The sequence below is a fragment of the Mycobacterium sp. IS-1556 genome (genome assembly GCF_001499985.1).
Lineage (GTDB): Bacteria > Actinomycetota > Actinomycetes > Mycobacteriales > Mycobacteriaceae > Mycobacterium.
The window spans coordinates 68,240-93,817 of sequence record NZ_LQIM01000012.1 but is presented as its reverse complement, the minus strand read 5'-3'; the positions used below and the strand labels follow the sequence as shown (position 1 = coordinate 93,817).

The 25,578-nt window shown below is 68.2% G+C and carries 25 protein-coding genes; 14 read left to right on the top strand and 11 right to left on the bottom strand.

The genetic code is table 11. The features are described from left to right. The first annotated feature begins 21 nt into the window (after positions 1–21). Both inhA and AU187_RS09720 read left to right on the top strand, forming a co-directional pair. Positions 22–831 (top strand): NADH-dependent enoyl-ACP reductase InhA, encoded by an 810-nt coding sequence (gene inhA, locus AU187_RS09725; protein WP_059100015.1) that lies wholly within the window; start codon positions 22–24, stop codon positions 829–831. Positions 832–834: 3 nt separating this feature from the next. Beyond that, positions 835–1,851 carry a ferrochelatase gene (locus AU187_RS09720; protein WP_059100016.1) on the top strand — a complete coding sequence of 339 codons (1,017 nt, stop codon included), beginning with the start codon at positions 835–837 and terminating at the stop codon, positions 1,849–1,851. Here the strand turns inward: AU187_RS09720 and AU187_RS09715 are convergent. After that, complete coding sequence (locus AU187_RS09715; protein ID WP_059100017.1) at positions 1,848–2,699, bottom strand: Rv1486c family protein; 852 nt, start codon at positions 2,697–2,699, stop codon at positions 1,848–1,850. The two genes, AU187_RS09720 and AU187_RS09715, sit on opposite strands and share 4 nt — an antisense overlap. A 59-nt stretch (positions 2,700–2,758) precedes the next feature. Between AU187_RS09715 and AU187_RS09710 the strand changes: the two genes are divergently transcribed. Beyond that, a complete protein-coding gene (locus AU187_RS09710; protein WP_059100018.1) occupies positions 2,759–3,190 on the top strand; it encodes an NfeD family protein in 432 nt (143 codons plus the stop codon). 41 nt (positions 3,191–3,231) lie between these two features. Then, on the top strand, positions 3,232–4,413 hold the full coding sequence (locus tag AU187_RS09705; RefSeq protein WP_059100019.1) for an SPFH domain-containing protein: 1,182 nt from the start codon (positions 3,232–3,234) through the stop codon (positions 4,411–4,413). 5 nt (positions 4,414–4,418) lie between these two features. Here the strand turns inward: AU187_RS09705 and AU187_RS09700 are convergent, their stop codons facing one another. From AU187_RS09700 to AU187_RS09680, 5 genes are all read right to left on the bottom strand, one after another. Beyond that, a complete protein-coding gene (locus AU187_RS09700; RefSeq protein ID WP_059100020.1) occupies positions 4,419–5,576 on the bottom strand; it encodes an FAD-dependent monooxygenase in 1,158 nt (385 codons plus the stop codon). Then, the gene (locus tag AU187_RS09695; RefSeq protein ID WP_059100021.1) at positions 5,573–6,112 is read right to left on the bottom strand and encodes a hypothetical protein; all 540 of its coding nucleotides are present in this window, start codon (positions 6,110–6,112) and stop codon (positions 5,573–5,575) included. Before AU187_RS09695 ends, AU187_RS09700 begins: the two co-directional genes overlap by 4 nt. Then, entirely contained in the window at positions 6,109–6,597 is a 489-nt protein-coding gene (locus AU187_RS09690; RefSeq protein WP_059100022.1) for a nitroreductase family deazaflavin-dependent oxidoreductase, read from the bottom strand. Before AU187_RS09690 ends, AU187_RS09695 begins: the two co-directional genes overlap by 4 nt. Positions 6,598–6,616: 19 nt before the next feature. After that, on the bottom strand, positions 6,617–7,249 hold the full coding sequence (locus AU187_RS09685) for a TetR/AcrR family transcriptional regulator (RefSeq protein WP_059100023.1): 633 nt from the start codon (positions 7,247–7,249) through the stop codon (positions 6,617–6,619). A 61-nt stretch (positions 7,250–7,310) separates the two neighbouring features. Continuing rightward, positions 7,311–8,051, bottom strand: a complete 741-nt coding sequence (locus tag AU187_RS09680; RefSeq protein ID WP_059100024.1) for a TVP38/TMEM64 family protein — start codon at positions 8,049–8,051, stop codon at positions 7,311–7,313. Between the two features lie 99 nt (positions 8,052–8,150). Between AU187_RS09680 and mutA the strand changes: the two genes are divergently transcribed. Genes mutA through lipL form a run of 4 tightly spaced genes read left to right on the top strand, consistent with a single transcriptional unit; the run spans position 8,151 to position 14,555 of the window. Then, complete coding sequence (gene mutA / locus AU187_RS09675) at positions 8,151–9,971, top strand: methylmalonyl-CoA mutase small subunit (RefSeq protein WP_059100025.1); 1,821 nt, start codon at positions 8,151–8,153, stop codon at positions 9,969–9,971. A 19-nt stretch (positions 9,972–9,990) separates the two neighbouring features. Beyond that, entirely contained in the window at positions 9,991–12,240 is a 2,250-nt protein-coding gene (scpA, locus tag AU187_RS09670; protein ID WP_172800226.1) for a methylmalonyl-CoA mutase, read from the top strand. After that, positions 12,241–13,233, top strand: coding sequence for a methylmalonyl Co-A mutase-associated GTPase MeaB (meaB, locus tag AU187_RS09665; RefSeq protein WP_059100027.1), 993 nt, complete (start codon positions 12,241–12,243; stop codon positions 13,231–13,233). 47 nt (positions 13,234–13,280) lie between these two features. Continuing rightward, the gene (gene lipL / locus AU187_RS09660) at positions 13,281–14,555 is read left to right on the top strand and encodes an esterase/beta-lactamase LipL (RefSeq protein WP_059100028.1); all 1,275 of its coding nucleotides are present in this window, start codon (positions 13,281–13,283) and stop codon (positions 14,553–14,555) included. On the opposite strand, the gene AU187_RS09655 is transcribed toward lipL, so the two are convergent. Together AU187_RS09655 and AU187_RS09650 are read right to left on the bottom strand one after the other, a co-directional pair. After that, positions 14,552–15,298 carry a hypothetical protein gene (locus AU187_RS09655; RefSeq protein WP_059100029.1) on the bottom strand — a complete coding sequence of 249 codons (747 nt, stop codon included), beginning with the start codon at positions 15,296–15,298 and terminating at the stop codon, positions 14,552–14,554. The two genes, lipL and AU187_RS09655, sit on opposite strands and share 4 nt — an antisense overlap. 44 nt (positions 15,299–15,342) lie before the next feature. After that, a complete protein-coding gene (locus tag AU187_RS09650) occupies positions 15,343–15,711 on the bottom strand; it encodes a hypothetical protein (protein WP_059100030.1) in 369 nt (122 codons plus the stop codon). Between the two features lie 213 nt (positions 15,712–15,924). Between AU187_RS09650 and AU187_RS09645 the strand changes: the two genes are divergently transcribed. Together AU187_RS09645 and ileS are read left to right on the top strand one after the other, a co-directional pair. Next, entirely contained in the window at positions 15,925–16,488 is a 564-nt protein-coding gene (locus AU187_RS09645; protein WP_286131899.1) for a hypothetical protein, read from the top strand. A 298-nt stretch (positions 16,489–16,786) separates the two neighbouring features. Then, complete coding sequence (gene ileS / locus AU187_RS09640; protein WP_059100032.1) at positions 16,787–19,933, top strand: isoleucine--tRNA ligase; 3,147 nt, start codon at positions 16,787–16,789, stop codon at positions 19,931–19,933. A gap of 33 nt (positions 19,934–19,966) precedes the next feature. Here ileS and AU187_RS09635 read toward each other — a convergent pair whose 3' ends face one another. After that, on the bottom strand, positions 19,967–20,197 hold the full coding sequence (locus AU187_RS09635; RefSeq protein WP_059100033.1) for an RNA-binding S4 domain-containing protein: 231 nt from the start codon (positions 20,195–20,197) through the stop codon (positions 19,967–19,969). A gap of 33 nt (positions 20,198–20,230) precedes the next feature. On the opposite strand from AU187_RS09635, the gene AU187_RS09630 reads away from it, so the two are divergent. After that, positions 20,231–21,598 carry a DNA polymerase IV gene (locus AU187_RS09630; protein WP_082683716.1) on the top strand — a complete coding sequence of 456 codons (1,368 nt, stop codon included), beginning with the start codon at positions 20,231–20,233 and terminating at the stop codon, positions 21,596–21,598. On the opposite strand, the gene AU187_RS09625 is transcribed toward AU187_RS09630, so the two are convergent. Both AU187_RS09625 and AU187_RS09620 read right to left on the bottom strand, forming a co-directional pair. Beyond that, positions 21,580–22,062 carry a hypothetical protein gene (locus AU187_RS09625; protein ID WP_502687746.1) on the bottom strand — a complete coding sequence of 161 codons (483 nt, stop codon included), beginning with the start codon at positions 22,060–22,062 and terminating at the stop codon, positions 21,580–21,582. The two genes, AU187_RS09630 and AU187_RS09625, sit on opposite strands and share 19 nt — an antisense overlap. A 21-nt stretch (positions 22,063–22,083) precedes the next feature. Then, entirely contained in the window at positions 22,084–23,013 is a 930-nt protein-coding gene (locus AU187_RS09620; RefSeq protein WP_059100034.1) for an asparaginase, read from the bottom strand. A gap of 42 nt (positions 23,014–23,055) precedes the next feature. Here AU187_RS09620 and lspA point away from each other — a divergent pair, with 42 nt between their 5' ends. The 3 genes from lspA to rarD are packed head-to-tail and all read left to right on the top strand — an operon-like array spanning position 23,056 to position 25,478. Beyond that, positions 23,056–23,646 carry a signal peptidase II gene (lspA, locus tag AU187_RS09615; protein WP_059100180.1) on the top strand — a complete coding sequence of 197 codons (591 nt, stop codon included), beginning with the start codon at positions 23,056–23,058 and terminating at the stop codon, positions 23,644–23,646. Then, a complete protein-coding gene (locus AU187_RS09610; protein ID WP_059100035.1) occupies positions 23,647–24,576 on the top strand; it encodes an RluA family pseudouridine synthase in 930 nt (309 codons plus the stop codon). Then, positions 24,573–25,478 carry an EamA family transporter RarD gene (gene rarD / locus AU187_RS09605; protein ID WP_059100036.1) on the top strand — a complete coding sequence of 302 codons (906 nt, stop codon included), beginning with the start codon at positions 24,573–24,575 and terminating at the stop codon, positions 25,476–25,478. The genes AU187_RS09610 and rarD overlap by 4 nt, the downstream gene beginning before the upstream one ends. Positions 25,479–25,578: the final 100 nt, after the last annotated feature.

Here is a 25,578-nt window from a genome sequence, read left to right as displayed (position 1 = left end):
CTAGAGGAGACAGACAAAGACATGGCAGGCTTTCTGGAAGGCAAGCGCATCCTCGTCACGGGGATCATCACCGACTCCTCGATCGCGTTCCACATCGCGCGGGTGGCGCAGGAGGAGGGCGCCGAGCTGGTGCTGACGGGGTTCGACCGGCTGAAGCTGATCCAGCGGATCGCCGACCGGCTCCCGAACCCGGCTCCACTGCTGGAACTCGACGTGCAGAACCCCGAGCACCTCGACACGCTGGCCGACCGGGTGACCGAGGTCATCGGCGAGGGCAACAAGCTCGACGGCGTGGTGCACTCGATCGGTTACATGCCGCAGTCGGGGATGGGCATCAACCCGTTCTTCGACGCGCCCTACGAGGATGTGTCGAAGGGCATTCACATCTCGGCCTACTCGTACGCTTCGCTGGCCAAGGCGCTGCTGCCGATCATGAATCGCGGCGGCGGGATCGTCGGCATGGACTTCGACCCGACCAGGGCGATGCCGGCCTACAACTGGATGACCGTCGCCAAGAGCGCGCTGGAGTCGGTCAACCGGTTCGTTGCCAGGGAGGCCGGCCCGTACGGGGTGCGCTCGAATCTGGTTGCCGCAGGACCGATTCGGACACTCGCGATGAGCGCGATCGTGGGCGGGGCGCTCGGCGACGACGCCGGCGATCAGATCAAGCTGCTCGAGGAGGGCTGGGATCAGCGCGCACCGCTGGGCTGGAACATGAAGGACCCGACGCCGGTGGCCAAGACCGTGCTGGCGCTGATCTCGGAATGGCTGCCGGCCACCACCGGCACCGTCGTCTACGCCGACGGCGGCGCCAGCACGCAGCTGTTATAGGGAATGGAGCGTTCCGCCGGCCCGGGCGACTCGGCTTTCGATGCCGTGCTGCTGCTGTCGTTCGGCGGTCCGGAGCGTCCCGAGGACGTGATCCCGTTCCTGGAGAACGTCACCCGCGGGCGGGGGATCCCGCGGGAGCGGTTGGCCGCCGTGGCCGAGCACTACCTGCACTTCGGCGGCGTGTCGCCGATCAACGGCATCAACCGGGCGGTGATCGAGCGGTTGCGCGCCTACACCGACGTGCCGGTGTACTTCGGTAACCGCAACTGGGCGCCTTACGTCGAGGACGCCGTCATCGCCATGCGCGACGACGGGGTGCGCCGCGCGGCGGTATTCGCCACCTCGGCGTGGGGCGGCTACTCGAGCTGCACACAGTACGTCGAGGACATCGCGAGGGGACGCCGGGCGGCGGGTGACTCGGCGCCCGAGCTGATCAAACTGCGTCAGTACTTCGACCATCCGCTGTTCGTACAGATGTTCGCCGATGCGGTCACCGCGGCCGCGCAGACGGTGCCCGACGGCGCCCGCCTGGTGTTCACCGCCCACTCGATTCCGCTCGCGGCCCGGTCCCGTTGTGGCACAGACCTTTACGAGCGACAGGTGGCATACGCGTCGAAGTGCGTCGCCGCTGCGGCCGGCTACCGGGAATACGACCAGGTGTGGCAGTCACGTTCGGGTCCGCCGCAGGTCCCGTGGCTGGAACCCGATGTGGCCGACCATCTGTCGGCGCTCGCCGCGGGCGGGACCACGGCCGTCGTCATCTGCCCGATCGGGTTCGTCGCAGACCACATCGAGGTGGTCTGGGACCTCGATCATGAACTGCGCCTGCAGGCCCAGCAAGCCGGCGTCGCGTTCGCCCGGGCCGCGACACCCAACGCCGACCTCGCGGTGGTGGCCGCCGATCTGCTCGCCGAGTTACGGGACGGCCGAGCCCCGGCAAGAGTGCCGGGCGCCGATCCGCCACCCCTGCAGGGTTACTCGGTGGACGGGGTGGTGTGCACGCCGGCCTGCACCGGCTAGCTTCGCCAGGGCGAGCGCAGGATGGCGTCGACGGCGGCGATCCGCGCGGAGCGCACCACCGTCGACAGCGGCCGCAGCGCGTCGCTGGCGATCTGCACCTCGGCGGAGCTGTGCAGCCCGATCGGGATCAACCCGGAGCTGACCGAGATGATCGCATCGACGTGCGCGGCGTTCTCCAGCACCCGCAGGGCCCGGCTCGGCGCATGGTCGGGAAACCGGTGCACCCGCGTGGATTCCAGCACCTGCTCGACGAGCCCGCGCGGATCCTCGACGTCGATGTCCGCCGCGCCCGCCCGCAACGTCCCCAGCGCCTCGGCCGCCGACCGAACCGCCGAACGCAGGGCGTACTCCGCCTCGCCGAGGTCCAAATACTCCGGCGCCGTGGCCGCGTCGGCCGGTACCGAGTACACGGTCCACGACAGTCCACACGGCTCGCGGTCGAATTCGTCGTCGACGTCGAGTTCGTCGTACTCGAAATCCGGTACCAGCCCGATCGACCCCGCGCCCGAGACGAGGATTGCCTCACCAGCCGTCACCGCATCGCGCTGGAACTGGGTCCCCGCAGGCAGGCCGCGCACGTCGCCGGGAACCGGCAGCGCCAACCTGACGGCCGGCGCCGTCGCGCCGGGACCCGCTGCGGTGCGCAGCGTCTGCAGGAGCGACATCGCACCTGCGTCGAGCAGATCGGGCCACGGCAGCCCGGTCGCGCCGGCGGCGACGGAGTCGTACGCCGTGACCGAATGCTTTGGCGCCCATAGCGATAGCGCGTCGAGGACATCGTCGGGAGCGGCCGCGCCCGCAAGCCAGGCATTGGCCCACACCGACAACGAAACACTGGGACACCACATGATGTTCGCAGTGTAGTTGTTAGGCCCGTATCAGGCCGCTCACGCGATAGGGTGACGTCATGCCTGCTGCGCTGATCTGGTTGATTGCCGCGCTGGCGCTCGCCGGGGCCGAAGCCCTGACCGGCGACCTGTTTCTGCTCATGCTCGGCGGCGGGGCGCTGGCAGCGGCCGGATCGAGCCTGATCTTCGACGACCTGTGGGTCCACGGCGCCGTCTTCGCGGTGGTGTCCGTCCTGCTGCTGGTGCTGGTGCGCCCAGCGCTGCGCAGGCACTTCCAGGCCGGCACCGGCCTGCCCGATCCGGCGAAGGCGCTGGAGGGCAAGAGCGCGCTGGTGCTCGATCGGGTCGCCCGCCACGAAGGACAGGTCAAGCTCGACGGCGAGATCTGGACCGCGCGGCCCTACAACGAGAACGATGTCTACGAACCCGGCGACCACGTGACCGTCGTCCACATCGACGGCGCCACCGCCGTCGTGCAGAAAGTCGTCTAGAGGATTCGCTGGGCAACCCGGACGAAGGGAAGGAACCCGTCATGGAAGGTGCCGTCGCAGGTCTGGTCCTCGTCGGCGTGCTGGTGGTGTTCGCCGCCATCATCGTCGCGAAGTCGATAGCGCTGATACCCCAGGCAGAGGCGGCGGTCATCGAGCGGCTCGGCCGCTACAGCAAGACCGTGTCGGGTCAGCTGACGCTGCTGCTGCCGTTCGTCGACAGGATCCGCGCGCGCGTCGACCTGCGGGAGCGGGTGGTGTCGTTCCCGCCGCAGCCGGTGATCACCGAGGACAACCTGACCGTCAACATCGACACCGTCGTCTACTTCCAGGTCACCAATCCGCAAGCGGCTGTCTATCAGATCAGCAACTACATCGTCGGCGTCGAACAGCTGGCCACGACCACGCTGCGCAACGTCGTCGGCGGTATGACGTTGGAGCAGACGCTGACGTCACGCGACCAGATCAACGGCCAGCTGCGCGGCGTGCTCGACGAGGCCACCGGCCGGTGGGGTCTGCGCGTGGCGCGCGTTGAACTGCGCAGCATCGACCCGCCGCCGTCGATCCAGGACTCGATGGAAAAGCAGATGCGCGCCGACCGCGAGAAGCGCGCGATGATCCTCACCGCCGAGGGCTCGCGCGAAGCGGCGATCAAACAGGCCGAAGGCCAGAAGCAGGCGCAGATCCTGGCCGCCGAGGGCGCCAAGCAGGCGGCGATCCTGGCCGCTGAGGCCGACCGGCAGTCGCGCATGCTGCGTGCGCAAGGCGAACGCGCCGCCGCCTACCTGCAGGCGCAGGGGCAGGCCAAGGCCATCGAGAAGACGTTCGCGGCGATCAAGGCCGGCAGGCCGACCCCGGAGATGCTGGCCTACCAGTACCTGCAGACCTTGCCGCAGATGGCCAAGGGCGAGGCGAACAAGGTGTGGCTGGTGCCCAGCGACTTCGGTTCTGCGCTGCAGGGATTCACCAAGCTGCTCGGCGCGCCCGGCGAGGACGGGGTGTTCCGCTATACACCGTCGCCGGTAGACGACACGCCGCCGAAGACCGACGACGAGGACGAGGTCGCCGACTGGTTCAGCACCGAGACGGATCCGGCGATCGCCCAGGCGGTCGCGAAGGCGGAGGCCGACGCACGGACTCCGGTGACCGGGCCGGGCCTGAACCCGGCGCCGCCCCCTCAGTCGCTGGGATCGGCCCGGACCGAAGGTGGCGCGCACTCGCTGTAGGGCGATCAGCTCGACAGGATGGTGTCGGCACCGAACTGCCGGCGCAAAAGACCGGCGAAGGCGTCGCGCATGACACAGCGCATGACGACCCGCTGCGCCGCCAGACCCGGCTTCGTCGCCGGCACCAGGCCACGGGCGAACCGTCGGGCGGTGCGCTGTCGATGACGGACCTCGGGCCGCAGTCTTCGCTGGTACTCGGCGAAGGCGGCCTCGTGGTCGTTCGGATGCGCCCGTAGAGCGTCGGCAAGCAGATACCCGCCGGCCATGGCCATGGACGCGCCCTGTGCCGAGGCCGGCGTGGTTGCGCCGCAGGCGTCGCCGACCAGGACCACGCGGCCGTCATACCAGCGGGGAATGGTGATCTGAGTGAGCGTGTCCATGAAGATGGAGTCGGGTAGCTGATCGAGCACTGACGCGGTGTGCCAACGCATTCCGCCGTAGACGTCGCGCAGCAGTTGCGCACGGTGTCGGGGATCGACACGCGTGGTGATGTCCGAGCGGAACAGGTACAACGCGATCAGTTCGCCGGGCGCGCCGGTGGGGTAGAGCACCAGTTGTCGTCCGGGTTCGGTGTAGTGCGTGCGAACGTCACCCAGCCCGAAGCGATCAGCGATCGGGTGGATGGCAACCAGGTAGCCCAGATGGCGTAGGAACGCAGGCTCGTATCCGAAGACGAGTTCCCGGGTACGGGAATGGACACCGTCTGCGCCCACTACCAGATCGAATGTGTCGCGCTGTCCGTCGGCGAAGGTGACGTCCACGCCGGCGGGTCGCTGATCTATCGCGACAATCCAGTGGCCATAACGGATCTCGACGTTGGGTGCCATCGCCTCGGCCAGGGCCTCCTCCAGCGTCCCGTGCATCACGCCCAGGTGTGGACTCCGCGAGATCCGGTCCACCAAGGCCCGGCTCAGCGAGGCGAACACATGGCCGTCCGCGTCGGTGAACTCGGCCGCGCTGACCGGTAGCTGGCGTGATGCCAGGCTCGCTGCGATTCCCATCCGGGCCGCGACGTCATATCCCGTGCCGCCGAAGTCGATGCCGTATCCACCGGAGCGGGCCGACGAGCCACGCTCGACCACGATCGGACAGTGTCCGTTCTGGTGCAGCCAATACGCCAACGTCATACCGGCGATGCCGCCGCCGCTGATGAGGATTCTCATGTCGTGGACCGGCTCGGCGCGGCGAAGGAAAGCTGGTGGGACAACAGCAGCTGGACTATCAGGACGGGGGCAAACCACGACACGGCGGTCGGGATCGTGAGCACGCTCGCGGTCGCCAGGCACAGCGCAGCGCACAGGAAGGCCACGGGTGGGCGTTGTGTCGGTGGTGACACAGTGATCGCCAGGGCGGCGGTCAGCACGACTGCGTAGATGACGAACGCCGCTGTCCAGCTGAAGCCGGGCACGAACAACGCCAGCACGAAGGGATGCACGTGCGCGGCAACGTAGGAGATCCGGAGTGCCCGAGTGCGTTTCGGCCTGTGAAACCAGCGTGTGTTGGAGGCGGTCGCGTTGACGACGACGCCACCGAAGCCGTCGGCGGCGACGACCATGACCACCACCACGGCGAGCGGCGACCATCCGGCATGCCACGCCAACGCCGCGGCCAGGATCGCGCCGGCCGCGGCGCCGGCCACACTGAGCGCGATCTCGTCTCGGGTCGCGCCCGGGGCGACGACCCGGTCGAACACGCTCATGCGCGCGCCGTGTCCAACCGAAGTTCAACCAATGGCAGCGGGGTGTTCGTGTCGGTGATCGGTTCGCCGAGCGTCTGTTCCAGAACCGGCTTGAACTGTGCCCATGCCTTCGGTCGCTCGCTGCGGTAAGCGGCCATCACCCGGTCGCGTTCGCGTTGGTCGAGGATTCGGGCGGTGGCCGGCGCGGGCGGACGGCTGCCGACGTACACGCGCACGGCAGGGTTGGCCTCGATGTTGCGGAACCACTGGGCCCGCGTGCCGAACCCCGAAGCGACGACGAATGTTTCGGGCGTGGGATGGTCGACGACCTCGAGCACGACGTCGCGGCGCTGTCCGGATTTGCGGCCGATGTGTTCGAGCATCAGCATCCGCTGACCGAACATCGCCCCGAGGCGGGCCTTGTAGAGCCAGATCGGGGCGCGCATGAGGCGACGGTTGCGCAGGATGCTGGCGCCTGCATTGGCGAACACGTTGGATGCTGACATCGTTTCCTCTCCTGATTCCTCACCCGAGGCGCTCGGCTTGTCCGCCCAGCCCGCCCCGGTAGATCGTGAAAACTTCGGCGGCCCAACGCTTCATGCCGGCGTCGGAGAGCGGGTCCACGCCGAGCGCCTCGGTGAGCCGGTTGCGAAGCGTCAGCACCGCCAGATCGTTGGCCAGCAAGAACGCAGCCCGCACAGCGGGATCCTCGCCAGGGCTTGCGGTGCCAGCGGCCACCATCGAATCGAGCACGCCGATGCTGATCTGGTGCAGTCGCTCGAAGAGCGCAGCCCCAACCGGTCCGCCGTCGAGGAGCAGGCGGCTCAGATACCCGGGGATCGGGGAGTCGGGCGGCAGGTGGGTCGCGAGTCCGTCGAGCATCGTCGGCACTGCGGCCGGGCCCATGCCCACTTCGGCGGTTCTCGCCGTGACCGCGGTGAGCAGCGCCTCGAGGGTGCCGACCACGTGGTCGTCGACGGCATCGATCAGGCCGTCCTTGGATCCGTAGTGGCGTACCAACAGCGCCGGGGACACATCCGCCGCCGTGGCGATGTCACGCATCGTGACCGCGTCTGGACCGCGCTGGCTGAACAGCCGCAGCGCCTCGTCACGGATTCGCGCCCGCGCGGTCCGATCATCGGAAGGAGGTGAATGCATGTTTACTATTGTAAACAAATGTTTAGTCGACGCAAGAGGGCAACGCAGTCGCGACGCCGGGCTACCTCGTCACCCGCACGGGCTGATCGGCTTCCGCGATCCGGTCGCGGTGATGACGCCGGTGCACGCGGATTTCGTAGACCAGGCCCGCGACGCCCAGACTGGCGGTGCACAGCGAAATCAGCACCAGCAGCGGGCTGACGTTGCCGGTGAGCGCGTCGCCGAGGATGACGACCGCCGCGGTGCCGGGCAGCAGCCCCGCGAGGGTGGCCAGCGAGTACGGCAGCACACGCACCGACGACGCGCCCGCCGCGTAGTTGAGCACGGAGAACGGCACGGCGGGAATCAGCCGCATCGAAAGCACGGTCGGCCAGCCGCGTTCACGCAGCCGCGCGTCCAGCGACTGGACCCGCGGGTGGCGCACCAACCGGTTCAGGTGCAGGCCGACGGCGCGCACCAGCAGCAAGGCCAGCACCGCGCTGACCGTCGCGGACGTCACGGCGAGCGGGATGCCGAGCACCGGTCCGAACAACAGGCCCGCGGCGAGCGTGAAGGCGGTGCGCGGGAACGGGAACACCGTCACCACGATGTGGGCGGCCAGGAACGCCAACGGGAACCACGGCCCGACCGACGTCGCCCAGTCGCGGAGCTCCACGGCGGTCGGCAGCGGAACCAGCAACGCAACTGCGACGAGAATCACAATGCCCGCCAGAGAGCCTGCCAGACGCACGCGCGAGACGCCCGAAAGCGTCGCGACCACCGCGCCGCGGACCGCGCGCAGGGTGCTGACGACGGTGTTCACGCCTACTAAGACTACGGAACGACGGCCACAGACACCTGTCGGCGAGCGCCTGAGTCGGCTGCCCGGCCAACGCCGGTGTGATGGCGATCATTTAGCCTGATGATCGTGCAGAAACCCACTGCGGTCGAGGCCGATCGAGAGCGTTGGCGCTCAGCGGTTGCCGGGGTGCTGGCAAAAAGCACCCGACGCGATCCCGCCGATCTGCCCGCCGAACCCGAACGCCTACTGGATTCGCCGACCTACGACGGCTTCGCGATCCGGCCCCTCTACACCAGCCTGGACGCGCTGCCCGAACCGCCGCTGCCCGGCCAGTGGCCGTTCGTGCGCGGCGGTGACGCGCTGCGTGACGTCAAAACGGGGTGGAAGGTGGCAGAGGCGTTCCCGGCGAACGGTTCCGGCAGCCTGACCGAACACAACGGCGCCATATTGCTCGGTCTGACCGAAGGCGTCAGCGCGCTCGTCATCCGCGTCGGCGCTCCCGCGGGTGTGCCGGCGACCGAACTGGACCGGCTGTTCGACGGCGTCTACCTCGATCTCGTTCCGGTTCTCTTCGAGATCGCCGGGCCGGATTACGTTTCCGCGGCCGATGCGGTGCTCGGCTTGCTGAGCGACCTCGACGCCGACCAGCGGTCCCGGCTTTCGGTCGACTTCGGTGCCGACCCGCTGACCGCCCCGTTGAGCGGGCGGCAGGCGACGGACGTCGGCGACGTGGTGGCAACCGCGGCAAAGCTGGACGCCTACGGCGGGCACGTTCGCGCCATCACCGTCGACGGTCCCGCATTCCACAATCTCGGCGCCAACGCGTCCTGGGAGCTGGCGGGCATGGTCGCCGCCGGGGTGAGCTACCTGCGGCTGCTGGGCCAAAGCGGTATGGCGGTTCCGGATGCCCTGCGCCAGCTCAGCTTCCGCGTCGCCGCTGATGACGACCAGTTCATGACGATCGCGAAGCTGCGCGCCGCGCGCCGGCTGTGGGCCCGCGTGGCCGAGGTGGTCGGGGCGCCGGAGCAGGGGGCCGCCACCCTGCACGCAGTGACCTCGCTGCCGATGATGACCAAGCGCGATCCCTGGGTGAACATGCTGCGCACCACGCTGGCCGCCTTCTCGGCGGGCATCGGCGGCGCGGACACCGTCCAGGTGCACCCGTTCGACGTCGCGATCGCCGGTGGCTTCCCCGGAACCGCCCCGAGCTTCGCCCGTCGGATCGCCCGCAACACCCAGCTGCTGCTGCTCGAGGAGTCACATCTGGGCCGCGTACTCGACCCCGCGGCGGGTTCCTGGTATGTCGAAGACCTCACCGAGCAGCTCGCCGCGCAGGCCTGGAAGCACTTCCAGGACATCGAGTCCCGCGGCGGTTTCGGTGACGCCGCCGACTACGTCGCCGGCCAGATCGCCGACGTCGCGGCCAGCAGAGCCGACGACATCGCCCACCGGCGCACCTCGCTCACGGGCGTGAACGAGTTCCCCGATATCGCCGAACCTGCGCTTCCGCAAGGTGATTCGCTGTCGGGGGTGCAGCGCTATGCGGCCGGTTTCGAGGCGCTGCGGGACCGGTCGGACGCCTTCCTCGAAAAGACGGGCGCGAGGCCGAAGGTGCTGCTGCTGCCGCTCGGTCCGCTCGCCGAGCACAACATCCGCACCACGTTCGCGACGAACCTGCTCGCGTCGGGAGGCATCGAGGCGGTGACCGAGACGACCAACGGCATGCCCGCGATCGCGGTGATCTGCGGCACTGACGCGCGCTACGCGACGGAGGCCTCCGCGGCCGTCGACTCCGCCCGTGCGGCCGGCGCCTCGCATGTTCTGCTTGCCGGGCCGGAAAAGGCTGTAGCACAAGCGGATTCGAAACCGGACGGCTATCTGACCGCAAAAATCGATGCGGTCGGAACATTGTCGGACCTGCTCACCAGATTGGGGGCCTGAGGTGACCGCCACCGCGGGGATCGGAAAGGACATCGGCAGCTTCGCCGACGTCCCGTTGAACGGAGAGCGCACCGTCGGGGCGCCGACCGAGACCGCCGTCGCCGCTCATGTCGAAGCGGCGGCCGCCGCACACGGATACAGCGTCGACCAGGTGGACTGGGTGACGCCGGAGGGCATCGACGTCAAGCCGGTCTACATCGGCGCCGACCGGGACGCGGCGGTCGCGGCCGGCTACCCGCTCGACACGTTCCCGGGCGAACCGCCGTTCGTGCGGGGGCCGTACCCGACGATGTACGTCAACCAACCGTGGACCATCCGGCAGTACGCGGGCTTCTCCACCGCCGCCGAGTCCAACGCCTTTTACCGGCGCAACCTCGCCGCCGGCCAGAAGGGCCTCTCGGTGGCGTTCGACCTGGCCACCCACCGCGGCTACGACTCCGACCACCCGCGGGTCCAGGGTGACGTCGGAATGGCCGGGGTGGCAATCGATTCCATCCTCGACATGCGTCAGCTGTTCGACGGGATAGACCTGTCGACGGTGTCGGTTTCGATGACGATGAACGGTGCGGTGCTGCCGATCCTGGCACTGTATGTGGTCGCGGCCGAGGAGCAGGGGGTGCCGCCGGAGAAGCTGGCCGGAACCATCCAGAACGACATCCTCAAAGAGTTCATGGTCCGCAACACCTACATCTACCCGCCGCAGGCGTCGATGCGGGTCATCTCCGACATCTTCGGCTACACCAGCGCAAAGATGCCGAAGTTCAACTCCATTTCGATCTCCGGCTACCACATCCAGGAAGCCGGTGCCACAGCCGATCTCGAGCTGGCCTACACGCTCGCCGACGGTGTCGAGTACATCAAGGCAGGCCTGGACGCCGGGCTCGACGTCGACAAGTTCGCGCCGCGGCTGTCGTTCTTCTGGGGCATCGGCATGAATTTCTTCATGGAGGTCGCCAAGTTGCGCGCCGGCCGGCTGCTGTGGAGCGAGTTGGTCGCCGAATTCAATCCGAAGGGCTCCAAATCCCTGTCGTTGCGCACCCATTCGCAGACGTCGGGTTGGTCGCTGACTGCGCAGGACCCGTTCAACAACGTCGCGCGCACCTGCATCGAGGCGATGGCCGCGACGCAGGGGCACACGCAGTCACTGCACACCAACGCGCTCGACGAGGCGCTGGCGCTGCCGACCGACTTCTCGGCGCGGATCGCGCGCAACACCCAGTTGGTGCTGCAGCAGGAGTCGGGCACCACGCGGCCGATCGACCCGTGGGGTGGCTCGTACTACGTCGAATGGCTGACCCACCAACTGGCGACCGCGGCGCGCATGCACATCGGCGAGGTCGTCGAGCACGGCGGTATGGCCCAGGCGATTTCCGACGGCATCCCGAAGCTGCGCATCGAGGAGGCGGCGGCGCGCACGCAGGCCCGTATCGACTCGGGGCAACAGACGGTGATCGGCGTCAACAAGTACCAGGTGGACGAGGACCACGAGATCGAGGTGCTCAAGGTCGAGAACAGCCGGGTGCGCGCCGAACAGCTCGCCAAACTCGAACAGCTGCGCGCCGACCGCGATCAGGCCGCTGTCGACGCGGCGCTCGCCGACCTGAGCCGGGCCGCGGGCACCCGCGAGCCCGCCGGTCCGGACGGGCTCGGCAACAACCTGCTGGCGCTGGCCATCAATGCCGCGCGGGCCAAGGCCACCGTCGGCGAGATCTCCGATGCGCTGGAGCGGGTTTACGGGCGCCACGTCGCGGAGATCCGTACGATCGCCGGCGTCTACCGCGACGAGATGGGGGGCAGAGGGGTCAGCAACATCACTCAAGCGACCGACCTCGTGCAGAAGTTCGCCGAGGCCGACGGCCGCCAGCCCCGGATCCTCATCGCGAAGATGGGCCAGGACGGTCACGACCGCGGGCAGAAGGTGATCGCGACCGCGTTCGCCGATATCGGCTTCGACGTCGACGTCGGCTCGCTGTTCTCCACGCCGGATGAGGTCGCGCGGCAGGCGGCCGACAACGACGTCCATGTCGTCGGTGTCTCGTCGCTTGCGGCCGGGCACCTGACCCTGGTGCCCGCGCTGCGCGACGCGCTCGCCGAGGTCGGCAGACCCGACGTCATGATCGTGGTCGGCGGCGTCATCCCGCCGGGTGACTTCGACGAGCTCTACGCGGCGGGCGCGACCGCGATCTTCCCGCCCGGCACGGTGATCGCCGAAGCCGCAATCGGCCTGCTGCACAAGCTGGCCGAGCGACTCGGTTACCGCCTCGAATAGATGGCTGAGCCGATCGCCGATCTCGCGACCGCCGTGGCGGACGGTGACCGCGCCGCCCTGGCGAGGGCCATCACGCTGGTCGAGTCGACCCGCGTCGACCACCGCGAGCAGGCACAGGAACTGCTGCTGAAACTGACCGCCCATGCGGGCAAGGCGATGCACGTCGGGATCACCGGGGTGCCGGGCGTGGGAAAGTCGACGACGATCGAGGCGCTGGGCATGTACCTGATCGAACAGGGGCACCGGGTCGCGGTGCTGGCGGTCGATCCGTCCTCGACCCGCACCCGCGGCTCGATCCTCGGTGACAAGACCCGGATGGCCCGACTGGCGGTGCATCCCGACGCCTACATCCGACCGTCACCGACCTCGGGCACGTTGGGCGGCGTCGCCAAGGCCACCCGGGAGACGATCGTGCTGCTCGAAGCCGCGGGTTTCGACGTGGTTCTGGTCGAAACCGTCGGCGTCGGACAATCCGAGGTCACGGTGGCCAACATGGTCGACACCTTCGTGTTCCTCACGCTGGCGCGCACCGGCGACCAGTTGCAGGGAATCAAGAAGGGCGTGCTCGAACTCGCCGACATCGTGGTGGTCAACAAAGCCGACGGTGAGCACGCGATGGAGGCCAAGAGGGCCGCCCGCGAGCTCGCCGGCGCCATCCGTCTCATCTATCCCCGCGAAACCCTATGGCGCCCACCGGTTCTCACGATGAGCGCGTTGGAAGGGGCAGGCCTGGAGGAGTTGTGGGCGACCGTGCTCAAGCATCGCGATGTGCTGACCGAGGCAGGGGAGTTCGAAAGTCGCCGCCGTACCCAGCAGGTCGAGTGGACATGGTCGATGGTGCGCGACGCGGTCCTCGACCGGGTGCTGTCCAACCCGAAGGTCAAGGAGGTCCGCGCCGAGATCGAACGGCAGGTCCGCGACGGCGAACTGACCCCCGCGCTTGCTGCACAACACCTGCTCGACGCCTCTGACATGGGCGAACCTAACGAATAGGTAACACAAGGTTTATTAGCCGGGGTTACGAGTAAATTCAATACATTGTGACGGGTGTCAAGAGCAGGGAGCTCAGCGCAGCGCTTCCGCACGGTGTCCAGGGCGCAGCCGATTCGAACTTCGGGTGCACCGTGCGGGGCTTCGCCCGGCTGTTTCCCGGCCGCCGCTACGGCGGCGGCGCGCTGTCGATATACCTGCACGGGGAACCCGTCGTCGACGTGTGGACCGGCTACTCGGATCGCCGCGGGACCCAGTACTGGAACGCCGACACCGGCGCGATGGTTTTCTCGGTCACCAAGGGCCTGGCGTCGACCGTCATACACCGCCTGGCCGACCGCGGCCTGATCGACTACGACACCCCGGTCGCCGAGTACTGGCCCGAGTTCGGCGTCAAGGGCAAGAGCCGGATCACGGTGCGAGACATGATGCAGCACCGGGCCGGGCTGTCTCATCTCAACGGTTGCACGAAGGCCGAGTTGCTCGACCACCGCGTGATGGAGCACCGAGTGGCGTCCGCGCCGGTCAACAAACTCCTGTTCGGCCATCAGGCCTACCACGCGCTCACCTACGGCTGGCTGATGTCCGGCCTCGGCCGCGCGGTGACCGGCAAAGGCATGCGCGACCTGATCCGCGAGGAACTCGCCGAACCGCTCGACACCGACGGACTGCACCTCGGCCGCCCACCCGTCGACGCGCCGACCCGCGCGGCGCAGATCCTCGCGCCGCAGGGCACGTTGGCCAATCCGGTTTTCAACTTCATCGCCCCGCGGGTGGCAGCGCTCGGCGTTTCCGGGATGTTCGGGTCGATGTACTTTCCCGGGATGAAGGCCGTCGTCCAGGGCGACACCCCGTTCCTGGATGCCGAGATTCCGGCGGCCAACGGGGTCGCGACCGCACGCAGCCTGGCCAAGATGTACGGCGCAATCGCCAATGGCGGCCGGATCGAGGGCAAGCAGTTCCTGTCCGAAGAGCGCGTTGCGGCGCTCACCGGCAGGCCGAGCTATTGGCCGGACCGAAACATCTTCGTGCCGTTGAGTTTTCATCTCGGCTACCATTCGCTGCCGGTCCCGCCGGGATTCATGCCCGGCTTCGGCCATGCCGGCTTGGCCGGGTCGGTCGGCTGGGCCGATCCCACGAGCGGGTTGTCGTTCGGTTTCGTCCACAACCGGCTGCTGACACGAATGGTGCTCGACCAGGCGTCGTTCGCCGGCTTGCAGGCGTTGATCCGGCGCGATGCGGCACGGGCGCGCAGGCGCGGCTACCAGACGGTGCCCGACCTGGGGGCGCCGTTCTGCGGGGTGTCGCGCTCGGTCGCCGGTTAGCGGTCGGTCAGCGGAGCGCTACTGAACCACCTGGTCTTCTGGCGCCAGGACTCCGCCGAGGTCAGCGCGAAGCCGGCGCCGCACATGCACGCGAACACCCACACCAGGGTCGTTCCTCCGTCGAGTTGCTGCAGTGCGGGAATGTAGGCGGTGAGCAACCGGACGACGCAGGCGGCGATGCCCGCGGCCGACGAGATCAGATAGACGTTGGCGATCTTGCGCGACCGCGGGTCCCTGCGCAGCACCAGCAGGGCCCGGCTGCCGTAACCCAGGAGATAGATGAGGATGCCGCACAGGACCAACCAGTACATGTTGAGCCAGAAGTCGGTGGGCACCTGGAAGAAGTCCGGCTTGTAGATCCGCGCGCCGTTACCGAGGGAGAAGGTCGCCAGCAGCACCGGGATGCAGAGTGTGGCTGGCAACTCGACGTACTGTCGGAACGACCGCTGCAACAAATGGTCGTCCTGCAGCCGACCCAGCGCGTTGTAGACGACGGCGGACGCGGCGACGATGTAGCAGTCGTGCCCGATGAAGTCTTCGACGTTCCATTTCCCCGTCAGCGCGTGCAGGGCGACACCGAGCGTCTCCGACGCCCAGGGAGACATGAGCAGCACCGCCATGCCTTGCAAAGCGATGTTGAGGGTAGCCGCGACCTCCCAGCGAGATGACCAGGTGACACGGCGGATCCACAGACTCCACGCGATACAGCAAAGCGTTATCGCGATGAGTGTCGCCAAAGCCATGGAGGTTGCCTTCGGGCCGCTGTGGTACTCGGCAAATTGTACGGCTATAGGGGCGGAGCGTCACTGCGCGGCCGCAGCTCCGAGAGCTTCGGTGCGCGGGTGCGCGTCCGGATCGCCTCCCGCAGCGCGGTCGGCGAACTGCCCGACGCCGACAGGGATTCGACGTAGCGCATGACTTCCTGCCTCGTCATCAGCCCGAACCGGACCTGGAGGTCGGGATAGCTGAGGCCGAACCGATCGGCCACCCGGCGCAATTCCTCTGCATCGGGGTAGTCGGCTTCTTTGATCCGACGGTAGTAGGTGCTGCTCGACGTGCCGAGAGCGTCGTAGATGTCCTTCGCCTCGACATCGCCGTCGAGGAGATAGTCCAGCAGTGCTTTCAGCTGCCTGCCGTTCTCGTCGGTCCGTGGCATCCACTTACTCTAACGTAAGTTCCCGAAATGAGCGATGGCACCCGCAAATCGGCCAGGGGTGCCTTTATTGACACTGGCGTCACGGTTTTGGGATGTGTCTCCCAAATTTGGGACAGCTGAGCTATCTTGGGTTTCATGGTTGCCCCCTATCCGGCTGCGCCGACATCTGAGGTTCTGCACCCGTTCGGCGTATTTGCTCATGCACCGGTTCGCGTGACGGACCACCTCGCCGATACGACCCGATCGGCGACCATGGCGAAACTGTCGACTCCGCCCAGTGCTGAGTTGACCGCGGAACTCGACGGCGCCGGCGAATGGCTCGACCTGCCGGCCGACGAGATCCTGCTGGCGGCCCTGACCAGGACGGTGGCGCGCACACTCGGCGATGGCGTGGTGCCCGTCGACATCGCCAGCGAGCGCGGCGCCCTGCTCGACGCGGTGCCCATGGTGTGCGCGACTCCGCAGCAGGCCAGCGCCAACGAGATGCTCGCAACCGTGCACCGCACGCTGGCCGCCGCCTCGGAGCATGTCACCGCCGAGCCGTCCGACGTGTACTTCAACTACATCGGCCAGGCGTCCGAGCAGGCCCCGGTTCAAGAAACCCCGCCCGCTCTCGGCCATGCGCTCGAGGTGCGGGTGTACCGGGCCGACGGTGACGTGCACATCGACTGGTGGTACGACACGACCCGCTTCGAGGCCTACACGGTCGAGGAGCTCAGCGAGCAGTTCCGCCTCGCGCTCATCGAGATGACCTCGGACGCACTCCCGCCGCAGTAAGCAACCCGCCGTCGGCGCCCTCGTTTGCGGCCCTCGGTACGATCGATCTCAACGGCACCGATCCGGCAATCACCGGGGAGCCTTCGGAAGAACCGCTCGACCTGACCCGTCGATGCTCAGTAGACCCGAACGGGTGGGCCCGTCATCGCCCGAAGTAGAGCGGCGCATGTCCTCCCCGTGATGGCGTGCGCAAGCGGGGTGGTACCGCGGCGCCCGCGCAGCAGCGCGACGTCGTCCCCGTGCCGTGAGGATTGGCTTCCGAGGCCGGAGGCCTCAATTTGGCACAGGGAGACCATCAGTGACCGCTTATCCCAGACCGGCGGCCGGCGCACCCAAGTTCCCCGCACTCGAGCTCGAGGTCTTGCAGTACTGGGACGCCGATGACACCTTCCACGCCAGCATCGCGCGCCGCGACGATGCCCCGGAGTACGTGTTCTACGACGGGCCGCCGTTCGCCAACGGCCTGCCGCACTACGGGCATCTGCTCACCGGCTACGTCAAGGACATCGTGCCGCGGTACCGCACCATGCGCGGCTACAAGGTGGAGCGCCGGTTCGGCTGGGACACCCACGGCCTGCCCGCCGAACTCGAGGTGCAGCGCCAGCTCGGCATCACCGACAAGGCGCAGATCGAGGAGATGGGCATCGAGAAGTTCAACGATGCCTGCCGCGCCTCGGTGCTCAGGTACACCAACGAGTGGCAGGCCTATGTGACCCGCCAAGCCCGCTGGGTCGACTTCGAAAACGACTACAAGACATTGGATCTCGGCTACATGGAGTCGGTGATCTGGGCGTTCAAGCAGCTCTGGGACAAGGGGCTGGCCTACGAGGGCAACCGGGTGTTGCCGTACTGCTGGAACGACGAGACGCCGCTGTCCAGCCATGAGTTGCGGATGGACGACGACGTCTACCAGAGCCGGCAGGACCCCGCGATCACCGTGGGCTTCACGGTCGCCGGCGGTGCGCTCGACGGCGCGCACCTGCTCATCTGGACCACGACGCCGTGGACGTTGCCGTCGAACCAGGCGGTCGCGGTCAATCCCGACGTCACCTATGTCCAGGTGCGGGCGCCTGACGGGCGGCGCTATGTGCTCGCCGAGGCGCGGGTGCCCGCCTACGCGCGCGAGCTCGGCGAGGAGCCGGAGGTGCTCGGCACCTACTCGGGACGCGACCTGCTCGAGACGCGGTATCTTCCGCCGTTCCCGTATTTCATGGACGCTCCCAACTCATTTCGCGTGCTCCCCGCCGACTTCGTCAGCACCGAGGACGGCACCGGCATCGTGCACATGTCGCCCGCGTACGGCGAGGACGACATGCTCACCGCTCAGGCCGCGGGCATCGAGGCCGTCACGCCGGTCGACTCGAAGGGCCGGTTCGACGCGACGGTGCCCGACTACGCGGGACATCACGTCTTCGACGCCAATCCGCAGATCATCCGCGACCTCAAGAACGGCGCCGGCCCCGCGGCCCTCAACGGCGCGGTGCTGCTCCGCCACGAGACTTACGAGCACTCGTATCCGCACTGCTGGCGGTGCCGCAATCCGCTGATCTATCGGGCGGTGTCGTCGTGGTTCATCAAGGTGACCGAGTTCCGCGACCGCATGGTCGAGCTCAACCAGCAGATCACCTGGTACCCGGAGCACGTGAAGGACGGCCAGTTCGGCAAGTGGCTGGCCGGCGCCCGGGACTGGTCGATCTCCCGAAACCGATACTGGGGCACCCCGATTCCGGTATGGAAGTCCGACGACCCGGCGTATCCCCGCATCGACGTGTACGGCAGCCTCGACGAGCTGGAACGCGACTTCGGGGTTCGGCCGACGAATCTGCACCGGCCCTACATCGACGAGCTGACCCGGCCCAACCCCGACGACCCAACCGGAAAGTCGACGATGCGGCGCATCGAGGACGTGCTCGACGTGTGGTTCGACTCCGGTTCCATGCCGTACGCGCAGGTGCACTACCCGTTTGAGAACCAGAAGTGGTTCGACGGGGTGAGCGGCAGTGGAAGCGAGACCGGCGAAGAGGCGCACTTCCCCGGCGACTTCATCGTGGAATACATCGGTCAGACCCGCGGCTGGTTCTACACGCTGCACATCCTGGCCACCGCGCTGTTCGACAAGCCGGCGTTCAAAACCTGTGTGGCGCATGGAATCGTGCTCGGCAACGACGGTCAGAAGATGAGCAAGTCGCTTCGAAACTATCCGGACGTCACCGAGGTGTTCGACCGCGACGGCTCGGATGCGATGCGCTGGTTTCTGATGGCCTCGCCGATCTTGCGCGGCGGCAACCTGATCGTCACCGAGCAGGGCATCCGCGAAGGGGTGCGGCAGGTGCTGCTGCCGCTCTGGAACGCCTACACCTTCCTGGCGCTCTACGCGCCGAAGAAGGGCACCTGGCGCACGGATTCGACGCATGTGCTGGACCGCTACATCTTGGCGAAGCTGGCCGCGCTGCGCGACGACCTGACCGCGTCGCTCGACGTGTGCGACATCGCCGGCGCATGCGACCAGCTGCGGCAGTTCACCGAGGCGTTGACCAATTGGTATGTGCGACGGTCCCGTTCGCGGTTCTGGGAGGAGGATCCCGACGCGATCGACACCTTGCACACGGTGCTGGAGGTGACGGGCAGGCTGGCCGCACCGCTGTTGCCGTTGATCACCGAGGTGATCTGGCGCGGCGTGACGGGGGAGCGGTCGGTGCATCTGACGGACTGGCCCGAAGCCGACCTGCTGCCGAAGGACGCCGAGTTAGTGGCCGACATGGACCTGGTGCGCGAGGTCGCGTCGACGGGCTCGTCGCTGCGCAAGGCCAAGAAGCTGCGGGTGCGGCTGCCGCTGCCGAAACTGACTGTGGCCGTGGACAGTCCACTGCGGCTCGATCCGTACCGCGACCTGATCGCCGACGAGCTCAACGTCAGGGCGGTCGAGCTTACCGACGATATCGCCGCCTACGGCCGCTTCGAGCTGACCGTCAACGCCAAGGTGGCGGGCCCGCGGCTCGGCAAGGACGTGCAGGCCGCGATCAAGGCCGTCAAATCGGGGGAGGCCGTCGTCAACGCCGACGGCACATTGACCGCGGGCCCCGCGGTTCTGCAACCCGAGGAGTACAGCTCGCGGCTGGTGGCCGCCGATCCCGAGTGGACGGCGGCGCTGCCCGACGGGGCCGGCCTCGTGGTGCTCGACGGCACGGTGACCGAGGAGCTGGAAGCCGAGGGCTGGGCGCGCGATCTGATTCGAGAGCTTCAGGATCTGCGCAAGTCCACGGGTCTCGACGTGTCCGATCGGATCTCGGTGGTGATCTCGGTACCACGGGTGCGGGAGGTGTGGGCCCGCACGCACCGCGAGCTGATCGCCCGCGAGATCCTCGCCACGAGTTTCGAATTCGGTGAGCCTGTCGACGGCACGGAGATCGGTGACGGTGTGCGGGTGGCGATCGCGAAGGTGTGACGAGCCCCGCACTCGACACGGCGCTGCGGCGAGTCAGGTGACGACCCGCGCCCCACGGCCGGCGAACACCACGACATCGGCGGGGCGTAGCTGCCTGCCTCGTCGGCGTTCGACCTCGCCGTTGACGGTGACCAACCCGTCGGCGATCACCGCCTTGGCGTCGGCACCGGAATCGATGAGGCCGGCCAACTTGAGGAACTGACCGAGCCGGATCGAGGCATCCCGGATCGGGACGTCGAGAGGTCCGGCGCTCGGGTCTGCCATGCAGGTCAGGCTAGCGTCCTAGCATCGGCAGCTGTGAACGCTCGTTGGGTGCTGCACCTCGACATGGACGCATTCTTCGCGTCGGTCGAGCAGCTCACCCGTCCGACGCTGCGCGGCCGCCCGGTGCTGGTCGGCGGGCTCGGCGGCCGCGGCGTGGTCGCGGGCGCCAGCTACGAGTCCCGGGTGTACGGCGCCAAGTCGGCGATGCCGATGCACCAGGCCCGCCGGTTGGTCGGCGCCGCAGCGGTGGTGCTTCCGCCGCGGGGAGTCGTCTACGGCGTCGCCAGCCGCCGCGTGTTCGAAACCGTCCGCCAGATGGTCCCGGTCCTCGAGCAGCTTTCCTACGATGAGGCCTTCGGCGAGCCCCCCGAACTGGCGGGCGCGTCGGCTGCCGATGTCGAGGACTTCTGCCGAATACTGCGGTCGCGCGTCCTCGAGCAGACCGGGCTGGTCGCGTCCATCGGAGCGGGGTCGGGGAAACAGCTCGCCAAGATCGCTTCGGGGCTGGCGAAGCCCGACGGCATGCGGGTCGTGGACCGCGATGAGGAACGCACGTTGCTCGACGGCCTGCCAGTGCGGCGGCTGTGGGGTATCGGGCCCGTCGCCGGGGAGAAGCTGCACCGGCTCGGCATCGAGACCATCGGCGCCTTCGCCGCGCTGAGCGAAGCCGAGGCCGCCGACATCCTCGGCGGCAGCGTCGGCCCGGCACTGCACCGGCTGGCTCGCGGCATCGACGACCGGCCGGTCGCCGAGAACGCACCCGCCAAACAGATCAGCGCGGAGTCCACGTTTCCCGAGGACCTGACCACCCTCGACCAGCTGCGTGAAGCGATGGGACCGATCGGCGAGCACGCCCACCGGCGTCTCGAGAAAGACGGCCGCGGCGCCCGCACCGTCACCGTGAAGATGAAGAAGTCCGATATGAACATCCTCACTCGGTCGGCGACGCTGCCGTACGCCACCACCGACGCGGGCACCCTGATCGCCACCGCGCGCCGGCTGCTTCTCGACCCCGTCGAAGTGGGGCCGATTCGCCTTCTGGGCGTTGGCTTTTCGGGGCTCTCCGACGTCCGCCAGGAGTCGTTGTTCCCGGATCTGGAGCTGATGGCCTCCGAGGACGTCGCGCACACCGGGCTGCCGCCGACCGTCACGGACCTGACCGCGACCGCACCCGCCTGGCGCATCGGCGACGACGTCACCCATCCGGACTTCGGGCACGGTTGGATTCAGGGGGCCGGGCACGGGGTGATGACCGTCCGGTTCGAGACCCGCGCCACCGGACCGGGTCAGGCGCGGACCTTTCCCGATGACACGCCCGGCATCGACCGCGCGAACCCCGTCGACTCCCTCGACTGGCCGGAGTACGTCGCCGAGTTGGCGCGCTACCAGAGCACCCCGTAGACGCTGGAGATCGTGAATCCGTGACCGCCGTACGTCTTGCAGGTCACCGTGCCCTGATGTCCGACACCGCAACTCGCGCCCCAGTTCTCCAGCCGGTAGCCGGCGGGCAGGACGTCGACGCCCTCACGCGTGAACGACGGTGCCGCGGAATGACGGTACTCGGCGGGTGCGCCGCTGGTCAGAAACGTCTGGTTGGTTCCCGGCGGGGCGTCCAGGGGCACCCCGTCACAACCGATCGGACCGCCGTTGGGCCCGATGCCACAGAACAATCCGTCCGGGGTGCGGAAGAACACGTGGTAGTTGGGTGGTGGGCCGGGTCGGTACTCGCCAACGGCGATCGGGTAGGCGTCGATCGCATCCGAGCCGGGCGGCGGTTCGGCATGGGCCACCGCCCCCGTGGCGAGGACCAGCGAGAACGCCGCGATCGTCGTGGCGCCGAGTCGGATCACGTTCCCGAACTGCACACGTCCACGCTGTCACGCCCGTCAACCCCAGCGGGCCATCACGTCGGCGACAGATGATCGGCTCGCCAACGTCGCCATCAGCAGCACACGGGCCTGGGCTGGCCGCAACCGCGGCACCGGCACCGCGCCGGCGGCGACCATGTCGTGGCCGGGCCCGTATGCGGGGCTGACACGGCCCCCGGTCACCCGGGTGGACACCGCGACCGTTATCCCTGCGCTGCAGAGTCGCTGCACCCCGTCGATCACCGCCGTCCCGGCGTTGCCGGCGCCCATCGCCTCCAACACGATGCCGCGCGCGCCCGCGGCCACACAGGCGTCCATCGCCGCGGCGTCGGCGCCCGGATAGGCGGCGACGATGTCGACCCGGGGCGCCTCGATCGCAGACAGCGCGCCGAAGTACGGCCGGTCCTTCGCCGCGTGCGCGACGAACCCGGCGTCCGATACGGCGCCGATCGCCGTTCCGTCGAACCCGCGCAGGTCGGCCGTCGCGACCTTCTGCAGGCCCAGCGGCTGCCAGACCACCCCGGCGAAGCTGACCACCACCCCGAGGTCTCGTGCGGCCGGACTGGCAGCGACCGTCAGTGCGTCACGAAGATTCGCCGGGCCGTCGGCGTCGGGGGCGTCGGCGCTGCGCTGGGCTCCGGTCAACACCACCGGGGTGGTGCCGCGGTAGGTGAGGTCCAGCCAGAGCGCCGTCTCCTCCATGGTGTCGGTGCCGTGCGTGACGACGATGCCGAGCGCGTTCGTCGCGGCGGTCTGCGAGATCTCTGCGCCGATGCGGTCCCAGTCGGCGGGGGTCAGTTGCGAGCTGTCGACGGCCATGAGGTCGACGACGTCGACCGGCAGTCCTGACGTCAGGTCGGCGCCGGTGTGCGCCGGACGCTTGACACCGTCGTCGTCGGTGCTCGTGGCGATCGTGCCGCCGGTGGCGACGACGACGAGGCGACCCATGGCGGGAATTCTCCCGCATTCCCGTTTTGGGATGATGGGGAAGTGACTGACGACCCGGGAGTGGCCGAACAGAGGACCGAGCAGACCGTGCCGCCGAGGCGCCGGCTACGGCTGCTGCTCGTCATCGCGGGGGTGGTGCTGGTTACCGACATCGTCACCAAGGTCCTCGCGGTCAAGCTCCTCACCCCCGGCCAGCCGGTGTCGATCATCGGCGACACGGTGACCTGGACCCTCGTGCGCAACTCCGGTGCCGCGTTCTCGATGGCCACCGGCTACACCTGGGTGCTCACGCTGATCGCCACCGGCGTGGTGATCGGGATCTTCTGGATGGGCCGTCGCCTGGTGTCGCCGTGGTGGGCGGTCGGGCTCGGCATGATCCTCGGCGGCGCCCTCGGGAACCTCGTCGACCGGTTCTTCCGGTCACCGGGTCCGCTGCAGGGCCATGTCGTCGACTTCCTGTCGATCGGCTGGTGGCCGGTGTTCAACGTGGCCGATCCGTGTGTGGTGGGCGGGGCGATCCTGCTGGTCGCGCTGTCGCTGTTCGGCTTCGACTTCGACACCGTCGGACGGCGCCGGCCGGGCGACGATTCAGACACCGTCGGACGGCGCCAGCAGGGCGACGGGGACGAGTAGATGGCCGATCGGTCGCTTGCGGTCCCGGAGGGGCTGGCGGGGATGCGGGTCGACGCGGGCATCGCGCGGCTGCTCGGGCTGTCGCGCACCGCGGCCGCCGCGCTGGCCGAAGAGGGTGGGGTCGACATCGACGGGGCGCCTGCGGGCAAGTCCGACAAGCTCACCGCGGGCGCGTGGCTGGAGGTGCGGTTGCCGGAAGCGCCTGCGCCCGTGGAGAATACGCCGGTCGCGATCGAGGGCATGGCGATCCTGTACTCCGACGACGACATCGTCGCCGTCGACAAGCCGCCCGGCGTCGCCGCGCATGCCACGGTCGGCTGGCACGGCCCGACGGTGTTGGGCGGCCTGGCCGCGGCGGGCTTTCGGATCAGCACCTCGGGTATTCACGAGCGCCAGGGCATCGTGCACCGCCTCGACGTCGGCACGTCGGGTGTCATGGTGGTGGCATTGTCCGAGCGCGCGTACACGGTGCTCAAGAGGGCGTTCAAGCAGCGCACCGTCGACAAGCGCTATCACGCGTTGGTGCAAGGACATCCGGATCCGTCGAGCGGGACGATCGACGCACCCATCGGACGTCACCGTGGGCACGACTGGAAATTCGCGGTCACCGAGAACGGCAGGCACAGCATCACCCACTACGACACCCTCGAGGCGCACCGGGCCGCCAGCCTGCTCGATATCGAGCTGGAAACCGGTCGCACGCATCAGATTCGGGTGCATTTCGCCGCCCTGCACCATCCCTGCGTCGGTGATCTCACCTACGGGGCCGACCCGACGCTGGCGAAGCGGCTCGGGCTGGAGCGGCAATGGCTGCACGCGCGGTCACTGGCCTTCGTGCACCCCGCCGACGGGCGACGCGTGGAGATCACCAGCCCCTATCCGGCCGATCTGCAACACGCCCTCGACGCCCTGCGCAACCACGAACTGTGAGCGGCGCCCGCAGCCCCGGATTGCTGCTCGGTGTCGGCGCCTACGTGTGTTGGGGCACGTTCCCCGCGTTCTTCCCGCTGCTGAAGCCCGCGTCCGCCGTGGAGGTGCTGGCACACCGGATCGTGTGGAACTTCCTGCTGATGGTCATCGTCGTCGCGGTCGTCCGCAGAATCGGGGACCTCAAGGAAATCACCGGCCGCACGTGGGTGTTGCTGACCGCTGCTTCGGCGCTGATCTCGATCAACTGGGGCATCTACGTCTACGCCGTCAACAACGGGCACGTGGTGGACGCCGCCCTCGGGTATTTCATCAACCCGCTGGTGACGGTCGCGTTGGGGCTCGTCGTCTTCGGGGAGCGGCTGAACCGCGCGCAGTTCTGCGCGCTGGCCACCGCGGTGCTCGGGGTGGTGGTGTTGACGGTCGATGTCGGCGCGCCGCCCTACATCGGGCTCGGGTTGGCGTGTTCGTTCGGCCTCTACGGCGCGGTCAAGAAGGTGGTGACGACGACCGATCCGCGGGTCAGCGTCGGCGTGGAAGCCGGGTTGGCCACCCCGTTCGCGGCGGCCTACATCGTCGTGCTGCAGATCACCGGACACGGCACGTTCACCGGGCACGGCGGCGGCCATGTCATCTTGATGATCCTGTCCGGTGTGCTGACGGCGGTGCCGCTGCTGTTGTTCGCCGCCGCCGCGCAGCGGCTGCCGTTGGTGACGTTGGGCCTGCTGTTCTATCTGACGCCGGTCATGCAGCTGACCTGGGGTGTGCTCGTCGGCCGTGAGCCGATGCCCCCCGCCCGCTGGCTCGGGTTCGCGCTGATCTGGCTCGCGCTGCTGGTCTTCAGTGTCGACGCGACGCGACGGGCCCGGGCCGATCGGCGGCCGACCGAGCCGTCCCATCTGTGACAGAACCTTTGCGGAGTGAAGCAAAACCGATGGTTGACCACCTGTTAGCAATGACTTAACGTTTGCTCGTGGTAGGCATCACGCAGTCACCTCGGGGCGG

Coding starts and splice junctions, on each gene's coding strand:
- inhA (WP_059100015.1), top strand. CDS start 22: ATGGCAGGCTTTCTGGAAGGCAAGCGCATCCTCGTCACGGGGATCATC.
- AU187_RS09720 (WP_059100016.1), top strand. CDS start 835: ATGGAGCGTTCCGCCGGCCCGGGCGACTCGGCTTTCGATGCCGTGCTG.
- AU187_RS09715 (WP_059100017.1), bottom strand. CDS start 2,699: ATGTGGTGTCCCAGTGTTTCGTTGTCGGTGTGGGCCAATGCCTGGCTT.
- AU187_RS09710 (WP_059100018.1), top strand. CDS start 2,759: ATGCCTGCTGCGCTGATCTGGTTGATTGCCGCGCTGGCGCTCGCCGGG.
- AU187_RS09705 (WP_059100019.1), top strand. CDS start 3,232: ATGGAAGGTGCCGTCGCAGGTCTGGTCCTCGTCGGCGTGCTGGTGGTG.
- AU187_RS09700 (WP_059100020.1), bottom strand. CDS start 5,576: ATGAGAATCCTCATCAGCGGCGGCGGCATCGCCGGTATGACGTTGGCG.
- AU187_RS09695 (WP_059100021.1), bottom strand. CDS start 6,112: ATGAGCGTGTTCGACCGGGTCGTCGCCCCGGGCGCGACCCGAGACGAG.
- AU187_RS09690 (WP_059100022.1), bottom strand. CDS start 6,597: ATGTCAGCATCCAACGTGTTCGCCAATGCAGGCGCCAGCATCCTGCGC.
- AU187_RS09685 (WP_059100023.1), bottom strand. CDS start 7,249: ATGCATTCACCTCCTTCCGATGATCGGACCGCGCGGGCGCGAATCCGT.
- mutA (WP_059100025.1), top strand. CDS start 8,151: ATGATCGTGCAGAAACCCACTGCGGTCGAGGCCGATCGAGAGCGTTGG.
- meaB (WP_059100027.1), top strand. CDS start 12,241: ATGGCTGAGCCGATCGCCGATCTCGCGACCGCCGTGGCGGACGGTGAC.
- AU187_RS09655 (WP_059100029.1), bottom strand. CDS start 15,298: ATGGCTTTGGCGACACTCATCGCGATAACGCTTTGCTGTATCGCGTGG.
- AU187_RS09650 (WP_059100030.1), bottom strand. CDS start 15,711: ATGCCACGGACCGACGAGAACGGCAGGCAGCTGAAAGCACTGCTGGAC.
- AU187_RS09635 (WP_059100033.1), bottom strand. CDS start 20,197: ATGGCAGACCCGAGCGCCGGACCTCTCGACGTCCCGATCCGGGATGCC.
- AU187_RS09620 (WP_059100034.1), bottom strand. CDS start 23,013: ATGGGTCGCCTCGTCGTCGTCGCCACCGGCGGCACGATCGCCACGAGC.
- AU187_RS09610 (WP_059100035.1), top strand. CDS start 23,647: ATGGCCGATCGGTCGCTTGCGGTCCCGGAGGGGCTGGCGGGGATGCGG.